Origin of the sequence: Cryobacterium flavum (assembly GCF_900103805.1) — a bacterium.
Lineage (GTDB): Bacteria > Actinomycetota > Actinomycetes > Actinomycetales > Microbacteriaceae > Cryobacterium > Cryobacterium flavum.
Genome location: NZ_FNIB01000005.1, coordinates 144,502 through 163,388, shown reverse-complemented (window position 1 = coordinate 163,388; position 18,887 = coordinate 144,502). Strand labels below are relative to the sequence as shown.

General features: G+C 65.7%; 18 protein-coding genes. 12 read left to right on the top strand and 6 right to left on the bottom strand.

Translation table 11 applies throughout. The features are described 5' to 3' along the window. The first annotated feature begins 23 nt into the window (after positions 1 to 23). A complete protein-coding gene (locus BLS91_RS08800) occupies positions 24 to 695 on the top strand; it encodes an NAD(P)/FAD-dependent oxidoreductase (protein WP_476728481.1) in 672 nt (223 codons plus the stop codon). A 23-nt stretch (positions 696 to 718) separates the two neighbouring features. Next, entirely contained in the window at positions 719 to 898 is a 180-nt protein-coding gene (locus BLS91_RS21305) for a hypothetical protein (RefSeq protein ID WP_476728480.1), read from the top strand. Positions 899 to 932: 34 nt separating this feature from the next. Here the strand turns inward: BLS91_RS21305 and BLS91_RS08795 are convergent, their stop codons facing one another. Then, the gene (locus BLS91_RS08795; protein ID WP_134505331.1) at positions 933 to 1,460 is read right to left on the bottom strand and encodes a hypothetical protein; all 528 of its coding nucleotides are present in this window, start codon (positions 1,458 to 1,460) and stop codon (positions 933 to 935) included. A gap of 186 nt (positions 1,461 to 1,646) precedes the next feature. Between BLS91_RS08795 and BLS91_RS08790 the strand changes: the two genes are divergently transcribed. From BLS91_RS08790 to BLS91_RS08780, 3 genes are read left to right on the top strand one after another with little or no spacing between them, the layout of a single operon-like run. Further along, positions 1,647 to 3,032 (top strand): TrkH family potassium uptake protein, encoded by a 1,386-nt coding sequence (locus tag BLS91_RS08790; RefSeq protein WP_233197458.1) that lies wholly within the window; start codon positions 1,647 to 1,649, stop codon positions 3,030 to 3,032. Beyond that, positions 3,025 to 3,723 carry a potassium channel family protein gene (locus tag BLS91_RS08785; protein ID WP_233197457.1) on the top strand — a complete coding sequence of 233 codons (699 nt, stop codon included), beginning with the start codon at positions 3,025 to 3,027 and terminating at the stop codon, positions 3,721 to 3,723. Before BLS91_RS08790 ends, BLS91_RS08785 begins: the two co-directional genes overlap by 8 nt. Beyond that, complete coding sequence (locus BLS91_RS08780; protein WP_092340353.1) at positions 3,720 to 3,956, top strand: putative acetyltransferase; 237 nt, start codon at positions 3,720 to 3,722, stop codon at positions 3,954 to 3,956. The genes BLS91_RS08785 and BLS91_RS08780 overlap by 4 nt, the downstream gene beginning before the upstream one ends. Here the strand turns inward: BLS91_RS08780 and BLS91_RS08775 are convergent. From BLS91_RS08775 to pdhA, 3 genes are read right to left on the bottom strand one after another with little or no spacing between them, the layout of a single operon-like run. Then, a complete protein-coding gene (locus tag BLS91_RS08775; protein ID WP_092340352.1) occupies positions 3,953 to 5,242 on the bottom strand; it encodes a dihydrolipoamide acetyltransferase family protein in 1,290 nt (429 codons plus the stop codon). The two genes, BLS91_RS08780 and BLS91_RS08775, sit on opposite strands and share 4 nt — an antisense overlap. Before the next feature lie 9 nt (positions 5,243 to 5,251). After that, a complete protein-coding gene (locus BLS91_RS08770; protein WP_241982994.1) occupies positions 5,252 to 6,274 on the bottom strand; it encodes an alpha-ketoacid dehydrogenase subunit beta in 1,023 nt (340 codons plus the stop codon). Beyond that, complete coding sequence (gene pdhA / locus BLS91_RS08765) at positions 6,271 to 7,347, bottom strand: pyruvate dehydrogenase (acetyl-transferring) E1 component subunit alpha (protein WP_092340351.1); 1,077 nt, start codon at positions 7,345 to 7,347, stop codon at positions 6,271 to 6,273. The genes BLS91_RS08770 and pdhA overlap by 4 nt, the downstream gene beginning before the upstream one ends. Positions 7,348 to 7,499: 152 nt before the next feature. Here pdhA and BLS91_RS08760 point away from each other — a divergent pair, with 152 nt between their 5' ends. From BLS91_RS08760 to BLS91_RS08730, 7 genes are all read left to right on the top strand, one after another. Further along, positions 7,500 to 8,207: a helix-turn-helix transcriptional regulator gene (locus tag BLS91_RS08760; protein WP_159433843.1), complete on the top strand. Its 708-nt coding sequence runs from the start codon at positions 7,500 to 7,502 to the stop codon at positions 8,205 to 8,207. Between the two features lie 105 nt (positions 8,208 to 8,312). Next, positions 8,313 to 12,086, top strand: coding sequence for a nitrate reductase subunit alpha (locus tag BLS91_RS08755; protein ID WP_092340349.1), 3,774 nt, complete (start codon positions 8,313 to 8,315; stop codon positions 12,084 to 12,086). Beyond that, positions 12,086 to 13,753: a nitrate reductase subunit beta gene (gene narH / locus BLS91_RS08750; RefSeq protein ID WP_092340348.1), complete on the top strand. Its 1,668-nt coding sequence runs from the start codon at positions 12,086 to 12,088 to the stop codon at positions 13,751 to 13,753. Before BLS91_RS08755 ends, narH begins: the two co-directional genes overlap by 1 nt. Then, on the top strand, positions 13,750 to 14,490 hold the full coding sequence (gene narJ / locus BLS91_RS08745) for a nitrate reductase molybdenum cofactor assembly chaperone (protein ID WP_241982995.1): 741 nt from the start codon (positions 13,750 to 13,752) through the stop codon (positions 14,488 to 14,490). Before narH ends, narJ begins: the two co-directional genes overlap by 4 nt. After that, on the top strand, positions 14,487 to 15,245 hold the full coding sequence (narI, locus tag BLS91_RS08740; RefSeq protein WP_092340347.1) for a respiratory nitrate reductase subunit gamma: 759 nt from the start codon (positions 14,487 to 14,489) through the stop codon (positions 15,243 to 15,245). The genes narJ and narI overlap by 4 nt, the downstream gene beginning before the upstream one ends. Before the next feature lie 9 nt (positions 15,246 to 15,254). Continuing rightward, a complete protein-coding gene (locus BLS91_RS08735) occupies positions 15,255 to 15,608 on the top strand; it encodes a DUF488 domain-containing protein (protein WP_092340346.1) in 354 nt (117 codons plus the stop codon). Between the two features lie 135 nt (positions 15,609 to 15,743). Continuing rightward, entirely contained in the window at positions 15,744 to 17,165 is a 1,422-nt protein-coding gene (locus tag BLS91_RS08730) for a dicarboxylate/amino acid:cation symporter (RefSeq protein ID WP_092340345.1), read from the top strand. Between the two features lie 126 nt (positions 17,166 to 17,291). On the opposite strand, the gene BLS91_RS08725 is transcribed toward BLS91_RS08730, so the two are convergent. Together BLS91_RS08725 and BLS91_RS20190 are read right to left on the bottom strand one after the other, a co-directional pair. Beyond that, positions 17,292 to 18,521 (bottom strand): NAD(P)/FAD-dependent oxidoreductase, encoded by a 1,230-nt coding sequence (locus tag BLS91_RS08725; RefSeq protein WP_092340344.1) that lies wholly within the window; start codon positions 18,519 to 18,521, stop codon positions 17,292 to 17,294. 163 nt (positions 18,522 to 18,684) lie between these two features. Then, entirely contained in the window at positions 18,685 to 18,822 is a 138-nt protein-coding gene (locus BLS91_RS20190) for a hypothetical protein (RefSeq protein ID WP_167552427.1), read from the bottom strand. Between the last annotated feature and the right edge of the window lie 65 nt (positions 18,823 to 18,887).

Sequence of the window (18,887 nt, the reverse complement as noted above, 5' to 3'; positions counted from 1 at the left end):
CGGCGCCAGCGTCGGGCGGGATCATGACCGACGTGCGGCACGCCGCGCGCAACGGCGATGTCTCATTCTGGTGGAACCAGCTCGGTCGGCCAGTGCCGCGCGCGCCCCTGGCCGGGTCGACCCGGGCCGATGTCGTCATAGTCGGTGCCGGCTACACCGGGCTGTGGACGGCGTACTACCTCAAGAAAGCGGCACCGCAGCTGCGCATCGTCGTGCGTGCCACCGAGGGGTTCACCGCCGGCCTCAGAGGACTGCACCGAACCTCGCTCCCCATGAATTCGTCGCTGATCGCGACCGAGCCGCTCGCGGCATCCGTGTGGGCGAGTATTGGCTGGTCGGGCAGGGAAACCCTGGGCGACATGGTCCACGCCTACATGTACGCACAGCGCACCAGCGACGACCGCATCGCCATCGGCGGGCGCGGCGTGCCGTACCGCTTCGGTTCGAAAACGGATGCCGACGGCCAGACCCCGCAGGCCACCGTCGACGCCCTCCGCGACATTCTGGTGAGCTTCTTTCCGGCGACGAAAAGCGCTCGCATCGACCACGCCTGGTCCGGCGTGCTTGGCGTACCACGAGACTGGGCGGCCACCGTCGGTCTCGACCCGCAGACCGGACTGGCCTGGGCCGGCGGCTATGTGGGTACCGGAGTCGCCACCACGAACCTGGCCGGGCGCACACTGACGGGGATCTGATTCTCGGCCGCGACAGCAACCTCGTGCACCTGCCATGGGTGAACCACCGGGTGCGCGCGTGGGAGCCGGAACCGTTGCGCTGGCTCGCCGTCACCGCACTCTACCGGGCCTATTCGCTGGCGGATCGAGCCGAGCTCGCCGGGCGACGCACGACGTCGCCGCTCGCGCGGGTAGCCGACGTCGTGTCTGGCCGGGGGCACTAAAACCGGGGGCCAGCCGCACTTACCGGCGGAGGCTCTAGAGGCCCAGGCGAGCAGCGTGCCGCGTACAGCGATGCACCAGCTGCGGGCGGAGTCGCCCAAGCTCGGCCGCGGTGAGCGGGTCGGGCGGGCGCACGACGGTCACCCCGAGCGTATCGATCATGTTCTCGAAGCCCGATCGGGGCCAGAACTGACCCCGGAGGCGGAGCAGCACGTCGCCGGCGGCGTCCAGCAGGTACAGGTGCGGGAGCGTGTCGACCGTCCCGTTCTGGTACAGATCGACGAGCACGACGGTGGCAATATCAGCCGTTCCAATCGTGGTCAGTCGGCCCAACAGGTCTCGGCTCTCCAAGCGCGCACCCGTCACGGTGACGCACATGTTGCGGGCTCCGAACACGGCGACCGCTCCGAGAACGGTCAGGCCGAGCTGAACGGCGGCGACAAACATCCAAGTGTCGCGGGGAATGGCGAGCCAATACAGCACGATCAGCAGGGGCACGATGAATGACAGCGCAGCGATGATCGACCGCGCCACCAGCTTTCGCCGGGGTCGCAAAATCTGCATTCCATCCGGCTCGTTCCCCTCGCGCACCATGTGTTTCGTCTCACCCTTCAGGTTCAGTATCCCGCACTTCGAGCGGTATTCCTCTCCTACCCCGAGGGGGTAGACGAAGCGGTCTGAAACGAGTAAATTCTATGACGACGAATCGACAACGACCCGATGTGGCACGCTCGGCGTAGAGTTGGCTGCGTGCACTCACGGGCCGTCCGCGAACGCGGCAATACAACGAAGCGGCACCGGCTGCATCCGGCGCAAGTCGTCGTTTCGGGCTTCGCCCTGACCATTCTCGGTGGTACGGCGCTGCTGATGCTGCCCAACGCCAAGGTCGGACCGGGCGGGGCCTCGTTTCTCGAGGCGCTGTTCACCGCGACGAGCGCGGTCTGCGTCACCGGGCTGACCGTCGTTGATACCGCGGTGTACTGGACGCCGTTCGGTCAGATCGTCATTCTGCTGCTGATTCAGATCGGCGGGTTCGGGATCATGTCGTTCGCCTCGGTGGTGGGTCTGGCGATCGCCCGCAAGCTCTCCCTCCGATCGCGCATCACGGCGGCTGCCGAAACCAAAAGCGTCGGGCTCGAAGACGTGAAGGGGCTCGTCTTCGGCGTCGTACGCATCTCACTCGCGATTGAACTCACCGTGGCCGTAGTGCTCGCGCTGCGGTTCATGCTTGGCTATGACGAGCCCGTGGGTCGGGCCATCTGGCTGGGCGTGTTCCACTCGGTGTCGAGCTTCAATAACGCCGGCTTCGCCCTGTTCAGCGACAATCTTATGGGCTACGCAACGGATGCCTGGATCTGCCTGCCGATCTGCGCCGCCGTCATTCTCGGTGGCCTTGGCTTTCCGGTGATCGTGCAGTTGACGCGGCAGTTGCGCACGCGTCCGTTCAGCTGGTCCATTCGCACCTGGACCATGAACACCCGCATCGTCCTCGCCGGCACGATCGCACTGCTCGTTCTCGGAACGGTATATATAACCGCGGTTGAATGGTCGAATCCGAATACGCTCGGTCCGCTGGACTGGTCGGGCAAGTTGCTGGCCGGCTTCTTTCAGGCGGTGCAGACGCGTACTGCGGGATTCAACAGCGTCGACATTGGTCAGCTGGACTCCGCGAGCCTGCTCGGCATGGACATTCTGATGTTGGTCGGTGGGGGCCCGGCCGGAACCGCTGGCGGGATCAAGATCACGACCTTCGCCGTGCTGTTCTTCATTCTGTGGACCGAGGTGCGCGGCCAGGTGGCCGTGAACGTGTTCGGCAAGCGGCTCTCGCGGGCGGTGCACCGGGAGGCCATCACGATCGTCCTGCTCGCCGTCGGCGTCATCATCGCGGCCACCGCGGCACTCATGCTCATGACGGATATTTCCATGGATGCGCTGCTGTTCGAGACCATCAGCGCCTTCGCAACCGTGGGACTGTCCACCGGCATTACTGCGGGGTTGCCGTGGGAGGGGCAGATCATTTTGATTCTGCTCATGTTCATCGGTCGGCTCGGACCCATCACCTTCGCCTCGGCCATTGCTCTGCGCGAGCGGCGTTCTACCTATGAGTACCCCAAAGAAAGGCCGATCATTGGCTAAATATTCGATGTTCGGGCATCGCGACCCTTCCCGCCTGGCCGAGGCTGAGTCGGTCGTCGTCATCGGGCTGGGCCGGTTCGGCAGCGCCCTGGCCCTCGAGCTCATGAAGAGCGGCACCGAGGTGCTCGGCATCGACGGCGACGAAGAGGTCGTGCAGCTGCACAACCGCCTGCTCACCCACGTGGTGCGCGCCGATTCGACCAAGGAGGCGACCCTGCGGGAGCTCTCGGTGCCGGACTTCTCCAGCGTGGTCGTGGCGATCGGCGGCGACATCCAGGCGAATATTCTCACCGCCTCGTTGCTGCTCAAGCTGGGCATTCCCAACATCTGGGCCAAGGCGGTCAGCGACCCGCACGGGGAGATCCTCACCCAGCTCGGCGTCAACCACGTCATCTACCCGGAGAAGGACATGGGGCAGCGGGTCGCCCACCTGGTGCGCGGCGCTATGCAGGACTACATCGAGATCGGCGAGAACTTCGCGCTGGTCAAGACAGCGCCGCCGCGCGCGCTGATCGGCGTGCCCCTCGGCCAGGCCAAGGTGCGTGCGCGCTACGGCATCACCGTCACGGCGTTTCACCGGCCCGGCGCGGGCTGGAGCTACACCTCGCTCGACACCGTGATCGAAGACGGCGACATCATTCTCATCGCCGGCGAATCGGCGAGGGTCGAAGAGTACAGCCTCATGCGATGACCTCCCCCGTCGCCTTTCTAGCGGATGCCCCGCTCGGCACCAGGGTCGTCGTGCGCACCCGCATCCCTGGTGGTTACACCGACGCGCTGGGCTTTCTGCGCGGCCGCGGCGCGGCATCCGTTTCGGTGGAGACCAAGCGCGGGCTGGTCACGCTCGCCATGGCCGACGTCGTGGCGGCCAAAGAGGTGCTGCCGGCGCCCGAGCCGCGCGGGAGCCGGGGCGGCCCGCGTTAGAGAACGATGCGCAGCGGTTCCTCGAGCAGCTGGGTCAGGTCGCGCAGGAACGCGGCGGCGACGGCTCCGTCGAGTACCCGGTGGTCTACGGTCAGGGTGATCTTCACCGTGGGCACCGACACGAGCACGCCATCACGAACGGCGGGAACGTCGCTGGCAGCACCGATGGCCAGAATTCCCGCCTCCGGCGGGTTGAGCACGGCGGTGAACGAATCGATCCCGAACATGCCGAGGTTGCTGATCGTGAAGGTGCCGCCCGACATTTGAGCCAGCGACAGACCGCCGGTGCGGGCGAGGCCGGCCAGGGCGCGCGTCTCGGTGGCGATGGCGGCGAGGGACTTCTGGTCGGCGTCGGCGACGACCGGCACCAGCAGGCCGTCATCGGTCGCGACCGCCACGCCGACGTTGACGTGGTTGTGGCGCAGGATGACGCCGTCGCCCCAGGATGCGTTCACCTCGGGGTGTGCGCGGAGCGCGACCGCGCTGGCCCGCACGAACAGGTCGTTCAGGCTGACCTTGGTGCCGAGCGCGGCGAGTGATTCGTTCACCTCGGCGCGGAACGCGACCAGGCGTGCCACATCGACGACGCTGGTGAGGAAGAAGTGCGGCACGGCCTGGCTCTCGGTGAGCCGGCGGGCCGTGACGGCGCGAATGCGGCTGACCGGTACGGAGACCGAGTCGGCCGACACGGCTGCTAGGGCTGGGGCTGGTGCTGCGACGGGACCGACCGGTGCCGTCGAAGCGGATGCTGCGGCCTCCTGCGCGACGATGGCCGTGTCGACGTCGGTGCGGGTGATGCGGCCCTGCGGCCCGGTGCCCGCGATAGTGTGCAGGTCGATGCCGTGCTCGCGGCCGATCTTGCGGGCCAGCGGCGACGTGCGCAGCTCGCCGGTTGACACCGGGGCAGCGGGCGCTGCCGGGGCGGGCGTTGCCGACGCGGGTGCCACGACGGCGGGCGTTGCCGCAGCGGTAACGGCGGCGGCGGGCGCGGCCGGAGCCGCGGCATCCGCTACCGGCGCGGCGGGCGTCGTTGCGCCCTCGACGATGTTGCTGCCGTCACCGATACGGGCGACGGGTGCCCCGATGGGCACGAGGGCGCCGGCGACGACGAGCAGCTGCTCGAGAATGCCGTTATCGAAGGCTTCGAGGTCCATGGTGGCCTTGTCGGTTTCGATCTCGGCGAGTACGTCGCCCTTGTGGATCTCGTCGCCGACCTGCTTCATCCAGCGGCTGAGTTCGCCCTCCTCCATGGTGTCGGAGAGGCGGGGCATGATGACGTCGGGCATGGCCGGCTCCTACTTGTCGTTCGGGGTAGATGAAATGTTGAGAACCTCGCGCACGACCTTGGCAAGGTCGGCTGCGCTGGGCAGCGCGGCCTTCTCGAGGGCTTTGGCGTAGGGCAACGGCACCTCGGCGGCGGCGACGCGACGCACGGGGGCGTCGAGAAAATCGAACACGCCCTCGCCGATGGTCGCCGAGATCTCGGCGCCGATGCCGTAGCTGAGCCAGTCGTCTTCGAAGACCACGGCGTGGCCGGTTTTGCGAACGGAGGCGCAGATGGTGTCGCGGTCGAGCGGGCGCAGACTGCGCAGGTCGACGACCTCGATCGAGAGGCCCTCGGCTTCGAGTTGACGCGCCACTTCGAGGGCGGTCGTGGTGCCACGCGAGTAGCTCACGATGGTGAGGTCGGTGCCGGTCGCAACGACGGCGGCCTTGCCGATCTCGGCGACCTGTTCGCCGTCAGGCACTTCGCCCTTCGCACTGTACAGCGACAGGTTTTCCAGAAAGATCACCGGGTCGTCGTCGCGAATGGCCGCGGTGAGCAGCGCCTTCGCGTCGGCCGGGGTCGATGGGGCGACCACCTTGAGGCCGGGAATGTGCGCGTACCAGACCTCGAGGTTTTGCGAGTGGGTCGCGGCCAGTTGCTGGCCACCGCCGCCGGGCATGCGAATCACCAGCGGAATGGAGACCTGACCGGCGAACATCGACCGCATCTTGGCGGCATGGTTCACGATCTGATCGATCGCGATGAGGCTGAAGTTGATGGTCATAATCTCGACCACCGGCCGCATGCCGAGCATCGCGGCGCCGAGGGCTGCTCCCACGAATCCCTCTTCGGCGATCGGGGCGTCGAGCACCCGCTCGGGTCCGAAGTCTTCGAGCAGCCCGGCGGTGATCTTGTAGGACCCCTCGAACACCCCGATCTCTTCGCCGACCAGAAAGACCTTCTCATCGCGTTCGAGCTCGGCTCGCAGCGTCTCGTTGAGGGCCTGGCGGTAGGTGATCGTGCGGGTTGTTGACTCTACGTTGGTATTCACAGTGCGTCCATAACGGGTTCTCCGGGCAAAGCGGATGGCGCATTCGCCACCGGGGTTGCGTAAACATATTTGAACAGGTCGGCCACGTCGGGTTCAGGGCTCTCGTCGGCGAAAACGACCGCCTCGGAGACGCGCAGGTCGGCGGCCTCGTCGATAGCGGCGGCATCCGCTTCAGTGAGCACGCCGGAAGCGATCAGCTCGGCGCGAAAGCTCGGCACCGGGTCGGACTGCTGGGCGATCGTCGTGTCTTCGGGCGAGCGGTAGCGGGCCGGATCGACCACGGAATGGCCGCGCAGCCGGTAGCACATGACCTCGAGCAGCACCGGCTGACGCTGCTCGCGGGCCTGCTTGAGGGCGTCTCGGGCGGCGTCGCGCACCGCGAGCACGTCGTCGCCGTCGACCCGAATGCCGGGCATACGGTACGACGCGCCGCGCTTGTACAGCTCGGGTTCAGCGGATGCCTTCTCCACCGTCGTTCCCATGCCGAGGCCGTTGTTGACGATCACGTAGACGATCGGCAGCTTCCACAGGCCGGCCAGGTTGAGCGATTCGTGGAACGCGCCGATGTTGGTGGTGCCATCGCCGAGCAGGCACATCACTGCCGCAGCGTCGGGCCCTGCCGTTTCCTGGGTTTTCAAGGCGAGAGCCGCGCCGGTGGCCGGAGGAAGCTGCCCGCCGACGATGCCGTAGCCGCCGAACAGGCGCGTTTCTTCGTCGAACAGGTGCATCGAGCCGCCGCGTCCGCCGGAGACGCCGGTGACTTTGCCGAACAGCTCGGCCATGACGCGTTCGGGGGCAAGGCCGCGGAGCAGCGCGTAGCCGTGGTCGCGGTAGCCGGTGAACAGGTAGTCACGGGCCTCGATGGCAGCCATCAGGCCGACCACGGTGGCTTCTTCGCCGAGGTTCAGGTGGCAGTAACCGCCGATCTTTGCCCGGGCGTACATCTCGCTGGAGCGCAGCTCGAAGGCCCGCACCAGCGACATCCGTTCGTAATAGTCACGCAGGGTGTCAGCGGGTTCACCACCCGTTGACTCGACTACTGCCTTCGGTCGCGTGCGGGCTTTTGCCGCCATGTGGTCCCACTTCCTGCGTGTTTCGTTTGTTAAGACTATTACTTTGTGCTGAATAGTTTCCTTTCTAAGCGGTCAGCGGAAGGATCTACGGGAGAGTTGGGGTGAATTCGAGAATTCTGCGGCCGCCCAAAATGGGGGCACATAATGGAGTCATGGCCGCCCAACCCCCGAGTTACAAAACGCTCGCCAGTCTGAGCCGCATGAACCTGCTCTACCAGCTGCAAAGCCGCGGAACGATGACGGTGAATGACCTCGCCGAAGCCGCCGGCCTGCACCCCAACACCGCCCGCGAACACCTCGACCGGCTGATCAACGACGGGTTCGTCACCTGTGCGCCCGAAGCCCGTGACAGCAAGGGTCGCCCGAAGATGCTCTACAACGCTGCCGGCGGGGTAAGTACCGAGCTCGGGTCTATTCGCGCTCGCAAGATCGAGGCCGCGCAGGAGCGCGCCGACCAGCTGCGACGGATGCTGCCCGTTCTGCCCGTAGGCCAGAGCGCGTTGGCCGGTTGCTCCGGTCCGGCCGCCCAGCGGCAGCTCGATGCCCTCGACGACCATCTCGACCAGGCCGGCTTCGACGCGAGCGTCGCCGCAAGCGGCGAACAGCTCAACTTGCGCGACTGCCCGTACTCCGAGATGGTCAAGGACCACCCGGAGGTCTGCGGAGTGCACTATCGCCTGATCCAGGGCGTGCTCGAACAGGCCGACGGCCCGCTGCGCGCGATCGGCCTGAACCTCATCGACGCCCCACGCCTCTGCGTGATCGACGTTGCTCCCCTTCCCGCTGAACGCGAGAGCGCAAAAAGTGCCCGATTGGACACCTCGAACGGGCACTTTTTGCGCTCTCGCGAACCGGGGTAAAACATTATTACCGGTGGTTTGCGGTTGTCGGCCTCGAAGGCAGCGGCTTAGCTCGTTCTGAGGGTGAGTGCCACTGCGGTATTCCCCGGCAGGCAAGGGGCAGCCGTGAAAACGCGCACAGGAACAACCAGCACCACCAGTAAGCCCGGCACCGACGGCCCGGTCGCCGACTCGCTGATCAAGCTCGGTCGCTTTCTGCGCAGCTCAGAAACCAGCGAAGACCTGCGCAGTGTGTTCAAGACCGGCGGTCGCGGCGCCGATACGTTCTACCGTGACCGCTGGACCCACGACAAAGAGGTGCGCTCGACCCACGGCGTGAACTGCACCGGCAGCTGTTCCTGGAAGGTGTACGTCAAGGACGGCATCATCACCTGGGAAACCCAGCAGACTGACTACCCGAGCGTCGGCCCGGATTCACCCGAATATGAGCCTCGCGGCTGCCCCCGCGGCGCCGCCTTCAGCTGGTACACCTACTCGCCCACCCGGGTGCGCTACCCCTACGTGCGCGGTGTGCTGCTGAACCTGTTCCGCGAGGCCAAGGCCCGTCTCGGCGACCCGGTGCTGGCTTGGGCCGAGATCACCGGCAATCCAGACACCGCCCGCCAGTACAAGAGCGCCCGCGGCCAGGGCGGTCTGGTGCGCGCCAGTTGGGACGAAGCGGCCGAGATCGTCGCCGCCGCCCACGTGCACACCATCAAGCAGTACGGGCCAGACCGGGTCGTCGGCTTCAGCCCGATTCCGGCCATGTCGATCGTGTCGCAGGGCGTTGGCAACCGATTCATCTCGCTGCTCGGCGGCACCATGCTCTCGTTCTACGACTGGTACGCCGACCTGCCGGTGGCGAGCCCGCAGGTGTTCGGCGACCAGACCGACGTGCCGGAATCGGCCGACTGGTGGAACTCCAGCTACCTCATCATGTGGGGCTCCAACGTTCCCGTCACCCGCACCCCCGACGCACACTTCATGGTCGAGGCCCGCTACCGCGGCCAGAAGGTCATCACGGTCTCGCCCGACTACGCCGACAACTCCAAGTTCGCCGACGAGTGGCTGGCCGTGCACCCCGGCACCGACGGCGCCCTCGCCCTGGCCATGGGCCACGTCATTCTGAAAGAGTTCCTGGTCGATCGCCGCACCCCGCGTTTCGCCCGGTACATGAAAAAGTTCAGCGACTCGTCGTACCTGATCGCCCTCACCCCGCGCCAGGATGCCTGGGTTCCCGGCAAATTTCTGACGGCTGACGCGCTGCCCGGAACCGACGCATCCGTTTCGAGTGCAGCCTTCAAGACAGTGATGCTCGACGAGAACGGCGAGGCGTTCGTGCCGAACGGTTCGATCGGCCACCGGTTCAGCGAGGCCGACAAAGGCAAGTGGAACCTCGACCTCGAGGGCCGCGATCCGCTGCTCTCCATAGCGGATGCCCCGGACTACGACGGTGCATCCGTCGCGATCGACCTGCCCCGCTTTGACATCACGCCGGGTGCTGACAGCGTCGGTGAGCGCCACGCCGGTGCCGCCGGCATCGTGCGCCGCGGCGTGCCGGTGCGCGTCGTCGCCGGTGTGTTAGTGACGACGGTGTTCGACCTGCTGCTCGCGCAGTACGGCGTCGGCCGCCCGGGCCTGCCGGGCGAGTGGCCCACCGGCTACGACGACGCCTCCACCCCCGGCACCCCCGCCTGGCAGGAGGAGATCACCTCCGTGCCGTGGCAGGCCGCCGCCCGCATCGGCCGCGAATTCGCGCAGAACGCTGAGGACTCCGAGGGGCGTTCGATGATTCTGATGGGCGCCGGTACCAATCACTGGTTCCACTCCGACACCATCTACCGCGCCTTTCTCGCGCTCACCACCATGACCGGCTGCCAGGGCGTGAACGGCGGCGGCTGGGCCCACTACGTCGGCCAGGAAAAGGTGCGCCCGCTCACCGGCTACGGCCAGTACGCCTTCGGCCTGGACTGGGTGCGCCCGCCGCGCCAGATGATCGGCACCGGCTTCTTCTACCTCGCCACCGACCAGTGGCGCTACGACGGGTTGAGCGCCGACACCCTCGCGAGCCCGCTCGGCACCGGGATATTCAAGGGACGCACCACCGCGGACACCATGGTCGATTCGGCCAAACGCGGCTGGATGCCGAGCTACCCCACCTTCAACCGCAACTCGCTCGACCTCGTCGACGACGCCGCGGCCGCGGGCGTAGAGCCCGCCGAATACGTCGTCGACTCGCTGAAGGACGGCTCGCTCGAGTTCTCCTGTGAAGACCCCGACGCCCCCGAGAACTTTCCCCGCGTGCTCGTCGTGTGGCGGGCCAACGTGCTCGGCTCCTCGGGCAAGGGCAACGAGTACTTTCTCAAGCACCTGCTCGGGGCGCCGTCCGCTGTGCGCGCCGTGGAATCGATGCCGGCTCGCCGCCCGAAGACCATGAAATGGCACGAAAGCGCGCCGGAAGGAAAGCTCGACCTGCTCGTCACAAGCGACTTCCGCATGACGTCGACGACGATCTACAGCGATGTCGTGTTGCCGCCGGCCACCTGGTACGAGAAGAATGACCTGTCGACGACGGACATGCATCCGTTCATTCACTCGTTCAACCCCGCGATCGCTCCGCCGTGGCAGGCCAAGACCGACTTCGACATCTTTCACGTGCTCGCCGCGAAGATTTCGGAGATGTCGGTCAAGCACCTCGGCGTGCGCAAAGACCTGGTCGCGGCTCCCCTGCAGCACGACACCCCCGACGGCATGGCTACCCCGCACGGCACCGTGCGCAGCGACCAGCCGCTCATTCCCGGGGTCACCATGCCGAAGCTCGTCGTGGTCGAACGCGACTACCCGGCGTTCGCCGCACAGCTCGGCGCGCTCGGGCCGCTCACCAAAAAGCTCGGAATGGTCACCAAGGGCGTCAAGTTCAACCCCGACGTCGAGGTCGCCTACCTCGGCAAGAAGAACGGTCTCGTGCCGAGCGGACCCGCCGCCGGCCGCCCGCGCCTGTCGACCGCGATCCACGCTTGCGAAATGGTGCTCGCCCTCTCTGGGACCACCAACGGCCGCCTTGGCACGCAGGGTTTTCGGCAGCTCGAGGAACGCACCGGCGTGAAGCTCGCCCAGCTGGCCAGCGACAACGAGGGTCGACGCTTCAGCTACCCGGATGTGCAGGGTGCGCCGGTTCCGGTGCTCACCTCCCCGGAATGGTCGGGTTCAGAGCACGGTGGTCGCCGTTACAGCGCCTTCACCATCAACGTCGAACATTTGAAGCCCTGGCATACCCTCACCGGTCGCCAGCACTTCTACCTCGACCACGACTGGATGATCGAGCTTGGCGAGCAGCTGCCCATCTTTCGGCCGCCGCTCGACATGCACCGCCTGTTCGACGACTCGATCGTCGGCGCCACCAGCGTCTCCAGCGCCGGGGCGACAGGCTCTGCCGGTCATGCCGAGGTTGCCGTGCGCTACCTGACGCCGCACTCGAAGTGGTCGATCCACTCCGAATACCAGGACAACCTGCTCATGCTCTCGCTCTCCCGCGGCGGCCCGACCATCTGGATGAGCCCGCAGGACGCCGACAAGATCGGCGTGCGCGACAACGAATGGATCGAGTCGTACAACCGCAACGGTGTCGTCGTGGCGCGGGCTATCGTGTCGCACCGCATGCCGGAGGGGACGGTGTACATGTACCACGCGAAGGATCGCACCATCAACGTGCCGGTCGCCGAAACCAGCGGTATGCGCGGCGGAACCAACAACTCGCTCACGCGCATCCTCTTGAAACCGTCTCATCTGATCGGCGGCTACGCCCAGCTGTCGTTCGCCTTCAACTACCTCGGACCCACCGGGAACCAACGCGACGAGGTCACCGTGATTCGTCGTCGCAGCCAGAAAGTGGACTACTAATGCGTGTCATGGCCCAGATGTCGATGATCATGAACCTCGACAAGTGCATCGGGTGTCACACCTGTTCGGTCACCTGCAAGCAGGTCTGGACCAACCGCACCGGCGTCGAATACGCCTGGTTCAACAACGTAGAGACGCGGCCCGGCATCGGCTACCCGCGCGAATACGAAAACCAGGAGAAGTGGAAGGGCGGCTGGGTGCTGGGTAAGCGCGGCCGCCTGCAGCTCAAGGCCGGCGGGCGGCTGAAGAAGCTCTCGCAGATCTTCAACAACCCCAACCTGCCGCAGATCGACGATTACTACGAGCCGTGGACCTACGACTACGACATGCTCACCACAGCGCCGGCCGGTACGCAGAGCCCGGTCGCGCGCCCGAAGTCGCTGCTTACCGGCCAGAACATGGACATCAAGTGGTCGGGCAACTGGGACGACAACCTCGGCGGCTCGCAGGAAACGGCCGCCCAAGACCCCATTCTCGCCACGATGAGCGAGCACGTGAAGATGGAGTTCGAAGAGACCTTCATGTTCTACCTGCCGCGCATCTGCGAGCACTGCCTCAACCCCGCGTGCGTCGCCGCCTGCCCCTCCGGTGCCATGTACAAGCGTGAAGAAGACGGCATCGTGCTCGTGGACGAAGACGGATGCCGCGGCTGGCGCATGTGCGTCAGCGCCTGCCCCTATAAGAAGGTGTACTTCAATCACAAAACGGGCAAGGCCGAGAAGTGCACGCTCTGCTACCCGTTGATCGAGCAGGGCAAGCCCACCATCTGCTCCGAAACCTGTGTCGGACGTCTGCGTTATCTGGGCCTCATGCTCTACGACGCCGATGCCGTACTCGCAGCAGCCTCGATCGAAAACGATCAGGACCTGCTCGATGCGCAGCGTGCCTGCTTTCTCGACCCGTTCGACCCCGAGGTCATCGCCGCAGCCAAGGCGGAGGGCATGGCCGACGACTGGATCGAAGCGGCTCAGAACAGCCCCATCTACAAGCTCATCTCCGAGTACGAGATCGCCCTGCCGCTGCACCCGGAATACCGCACCATGCCGATGGTCTGGTACATCCCGCCGCTCTCGCCGGTCGTCGACGTAGTCAGCAACTCCGGCAGCGACGGCGAAGACGCCCGCACCCTGTTCGCCGCGATCGACAAGCTGCGCATTCCGGTGGAATACCTCGCCGGACTGTTCTCGGCCGGCGACGTCGTTCCGGTCGAACTGTCACTGCGCAAGCTCGCCGCGATGCGGGCGTATATGCGCGACCTCAACCTCGGTAACGAGCCCGACGAGCGCATCCCGAACGCGGTCGGAATGACCGGGGAGAGCATCCAGGCCATGTATCGCCTGCTCGCGATCGCCAAGTACGAAGACCGCTACGTCATTCCGAAGGCGCACGTGGAGACCGCGCGGGAGCTCGAAGAACTCGGCTGCTCGCTCGACACCGACGGCGGCCCCGGTATGGGCGGGCCGGGCGCTGCCGGGCACAGCGGCCCCTACGGCAACACCGTCGGCATGCCGCTTGGCGCCACGGTCGACAACTACAACGAGATGACCGGGCGCGCCAGCCCGACCGCGCCGACCACTCCGGGCCGGGTCAACCTGCTCAACTGGAACGGTGGTGGGGTGCCCAAGGGCATGTTCCCGCCGGTAGCGGATGCCGGGAGTGCGGCATGAGCACCGCCACCCGTCTCCCCGCGGCACTCGCTGCGCGGGTGAACTTCGGCTTTCGGGCGCCGAAGGTGGCCCCGCGGTTCATCGCCGCCGTGCCGTTGACGGCGGATCAGGGGGTCATCGCGCATATGGCGGCCTCGATTCTGCTGGACTATCCCACTCCGGAGCGGCAGCGGCAGTTTTCACTGGTGCGTTCAGGCGTTGTTGGCCTGCCCGACCCACTGCGGGCCGCGTTCGATGCGTTCTTCACGGGGATCGCCGGCTGGAATGAGCAGCAGCTCGAAACGCACTTCACCGCGACCTTCGACCTGAAACGCAAGTGCTGCCCGTACCTCACCTACTACGCGGCGGGCGATACGCGCCGCCGCGGAATGGCACTCGTGCGATTCGTCGAGGCCTATCGGGCGGCCGGCTGGCAGGTTGACGCCGACGAACTGCCCGACTACCTGCCGATGGTGCTTGAGTTCTCGGCGCTGTCCGACTCGCCAATCGCGCAGGAGCTGCTCGCGGCGCATCGTGACGGCATCGAGGTGCTGCGCTCCGCCCTGGAGAAGGTCGACAGCCCCTACGCCCAGCTGGTGGAGGCGGTGTGCCTGTCGCTGCCGCTGATCGACGACGAGACCCGGGAACGCTACCTCAACCTCGTCAACGAGGGGCCGCCGACCGAGACGGTCGGCATGACCTACCTCGGCAATCTGAAACCGTTTTCCGCGCACGCCAACGAGGATGTCAGCCGATGACCGCCTGGGATTACTTGCTCTGGGTGGCCTTTCCCTACGCCGCCTCTGGCGTGTTCGTGGTGGGGCACCTGCTGCGCTACCGTTACGACCAGTTCGGCTGGACCTCGCGGTCGAGCCAGACCTACGAGAACCGCCTGCTGCGCTGGGGATCGCCCATGTTCCACTACGGCATTCTCATGGTGATCGGCGGGCACGTCGTTGGCCTGTTCATTCCCAAGCCGTGGCTGGAATTCTTCGGCGTGACCGAGCATCTGTACCACCTCGGCGCCACCTGGCTCGGCACTTTCGCGGCCGTGCTCACCGTGGCCGGGCTGACCATCTTGATCTATCGGCGCCGCCTCACCAAACGGGTGCTGCTCGTCACCACCGTGATGGACAAGGTCATGTACGTGTTCCTGGCCAGCACCATCTTGTTCGGCACGACCGCCACCGTGCTCTATCAAATCTTTGGCGGCGGCTACGACTATCGCGGGTCGATCTCCCCGTGGATCCGCTCGCTGTACAGCTTTCAGCCCGACCCCGCGCTCATGAGCGACGTGCCGTTCTTCTTTCAGCTGCACGTACTCACCGCCACGACGCTGTTTCTGCTCTGGCCGTTCACCCGGCTGGTGCACGTGTTCTCGGCGCCGCTCGGCTACCTCGTGCGCCCCTACGTGGTCTACCGCTCGCGCGATGACCCCCGCGGCGCCGGGTCGCGGGCCCCGCGTCGCGGCTGGGAGAAGAGCGAGAGTCCGCTGGAGCGGTTACGAAAGTAACCTGTTCTGATGGTGCGTATAAAGAGAGCTTACGAAGAGGCATCCACTGACGACGGATGCCGGGTGTTGGTTGATCGACTCTGGCCGCGCGGTGTCTCCAAGGAGAGCGCCGACCTTGATGAGTGGTTGAAAGAGGTCGCACCGTCACCGGCGCTCCGCACCTGGTGGAAGCACGACCCGAAGCGCATGGACGAGTTCGCCGTGCGCTACCGCGCTGAACTAGACGGCAATACCGAGACCCAGGCGGCCGTCGTGCAGCTTCGTGCGCTCGCCGCGGCCGGCGTGACGACCTTGATCTACGGAGCCAAGGACCCGCGGGTGAACCATGCGCGGGTGCTCGCCGAATACCTGCAGGAGAAGTAGACACACGAGGTCACATTCCGCTGGAAGGAATACTGGGCCCCGTTCCAGCCTTGGGGATAAAGGCGTCTGCACGCGGCGGTGGAATCTCAAGGGGCTCCCGTCTCGCGGGACCGGGGGCGTCAGCGTGACTCACGAATGACAATAGAAAGTGTCGAACCAGTGACTTCAGTAGTTCCCGTCAGTACCCGCGGCAGCAGATTTCCCAAATGGGTGCGCTCGTTCGGCGTTCAGATCATCGCTGCTCTCATCATCGGTCTGGGCCTCGGACTCGTGGCAAAATACACCGGCAGTACCGAAGCGAATCCCAACGGTCTCGGTGCGACCCTGAAAATTATCGGGTCGAGCTACGTCTCGCTGCTGCAGGCTGCCGTCGTACCGCTCATCTTCACGGCCGTGGTCAGTTCCATTGCGAACCTGCGCGAAGTGTCGAACGCGGCGAAGCTGGCCTGGAACACGCTTCTCTGGTTTGCTATCACCGCGCTGATTGCGGTTCTGATCGGCATCGGGCTGGGCGTTCTGGTGCGACCGGGAGCAGGAACGGGCATCACCGAGAATGCCGAATACTCCGGCAAGACCGGGGACTGGTGGGCATTTTTGACCGGGCTCTTCCCGAAGAACTTCCTCGGACTCGGCGCCAATACCTCCGTCGTTGATGGCGTCGCGAGCACCACCGTCAACTTCAACGTGTTGCAGATTCTCGTCATCGCCATCGTGGTGGGCATTGCCGCGTTGAAGGTGGGTAAAGCTGCCGAACCATTCCTGAATCTCAATGCGTCAGCCCTCGCGGTCATTCAAAAGGTGCTGTGGTGGATTATTCGCATCGCGCCGCTCGGCACGATCGGCCTGATTGGTAATGCCGTCGCGGTCTACGGCTGGGACACCATGGGATCGCTCGGCAAGTTCGCAGTCACCATCTACATTGGCCTGATCCTGGTGCTGTTCGTGGTCTACCCGGTGCTGATCAAGTCTCACGGTCTGTCCGTCAAGCAGTACTACTCCGGTGTCTGGCCGGCCGTTCAGCTGGGCTTCGTGTCGCGCTCATCCATCGGTACCCTTCCGCTGACGCAGCGCGTCACGGAGCGCAGCATGGGCGTACCGCGCGGATATGCATCCTTTGCTGTTCCGCTGGGAGCGACGACCAAGATGGATGGTTGCGCGGCTATCTACCCCGCCGTCGCCGCCATCTTTGTGGCACAGTTCTTCGGAATTCAGCTGGACTTCACCCAGTACCTTCTTATCGTTTTGGTCTCCGTATTGGGTTCTGCCGCCACGGCCGGCACCACTGGCGCCGTCGTCATGCTGACGCTGACCCTGTCAACGCTGGGTCTGCCGTTGGCCGGGGTTGGCCTTCTGCTGGCCATCGATCCGCTCATCGACATGGGTCGCACCGCCGTGAACGTGGCGGGACAGGCCCTCGTGCCCACGATCGTGGCCAAGCGCCAGGGCATCCTCGACGAGACGCTGTACAACGCCCCGCGAACCTCTCAGCCCTTTAAGGACGATTCGGACGTCTCCATCGAATCTACGCCGACTGAGCGGGCCGAAGCTCGGGTCTAGCTCACCCGCGCTGGGTGGGGACCGAGGGGGCGCAAATCGATCTAAAACCGGCCGTAAAAGGTCGATTTGCGCCCCCTCACGGCTGGTGCGTGGGCATCCGCTTGCCGCCGTCGTGAGCCAGGGCCGCTAGACCTGGTCGAGGGGGATCGACTCGTCGGCGAGGCGAGCAGGATCGACCGGCTCGTCCCGACGAATCAGAGCCTGAACGGTGTCATTGACGTCCCAGACGTTGACGTTCATGCCCGCGACGACGCGGCCGGCCTGCTGCCAGAACACGATGAACTCGCGGGAATCCCGGTTGCCGCGGTAGACCAGCTCGGCGCCGTCGGCCAATATGCCGAATCCGGAATATTCCATGCCGAGGTCGAACTGGTCGGTGTAGAAGTAGGGAATGGCATCGAACGAAACGCTCTGGCCGAGCATGGCTCGGGCCGCAGCCGGACCGCCGTTCAGGGCGTTCGCCCAGTGCTCACTGCGCAGTCGCGCTTTGATGAGCGGATGCTCCGCGTTGGCCACATCGCCCGCCGCGAACACGTGGGGATCGCTGGTTTTCAGGCTCGCGCTGACCAGGATTCCATTGTCGACCGCGAGCCCGGCCTTCTGGGCGAGTTCGACGTTTGGAACCGCACCGATGCCCACCAGAACGAGGTCGGCCGGCACGGTTTCGCCGCCGGCCAGGAGCACTCCGGTCACCCGGCCATCCATTCCGACCAGGCCGTCGACGGTCACGGAGCGGCGGATGACCACTCCGTTGCGCTCGTGCAGGCTCGCGAACATATCGCCGAGCTCGTCGCCGAGAGCCGCAGCAAGCGGTACCGGGCCGCGTTCCAGGATGGTGACCTCGTTGCCGAGTGTGCGGGCGGTCGCGGCGACCTCCATGCCGATCCAGCCGGATCCCACGACGACGAGCCGCTTGCCGCCGTCAGCCAGAACGGAGTGCAGCAGGTCGGAGTGGTCGAGGGTGCGCAGGTAGTGCACCCCGCCGAGGTTTGCACCCGGCACCGTCAGGCGTCGCGGCCGGGAGCCGGTGGTCAGGAGCAGTCGGTCGTAGCTCAGTTGCGCGCCGTCGTCGGTGTCGAGCAGGTGCGCGCCGAGGTCGAGGCTCACCGCGCGGGTGCCGGAGTGCAGCTGCACCTCATGGTCGGGATACCAACTCGCACTCTGCACGAAGACTGAGTCGCGTTCGGCCGTGCCGGCCAGATAATCCTTCGACAGCGGCGGACGAATATATGGCGGGTGCTCTTCGGCTCCGATCAAGTGAATCTCCCCGTCGAAGCCTTCCTCGCGCAAGGCTCGGGCAGCGCTGGCCCCCGCAAGCGCTGCTCCCACGATGACAAAAATCTGCTGGCCCGCCATGACTGGTCCTTCCTCGGAGGTGTGCTCTTGACTGTACGAGAGTTTGCCCGCTGGGGGGCGGTGCAATCGTACCCGGGGAACTCAGTCGTGACGCGAGTTGCCGGGTGGAGGACGGTTTGCGCAGGCGGCGGGGAAGCATCCGTCTAAAAGTGGATGCCCCCGGTCACGACGGCGAGACCACGGTGTCGCAGCGCCAGCAGGCCGCGGGGAGCTCGCCGGAAACGTAGGCGCCGCACTCGGGGCAGACTTGCTCAAGCCAGCAGACCGGGTCGCCGCCGATCGGTTCGTCAGATCTGCTCATCGTTGACCTCCTCCTTTCAGTATGAACCCCGGCGGGCATGAAAAGACCCGAGGCCCCCCGCTGGA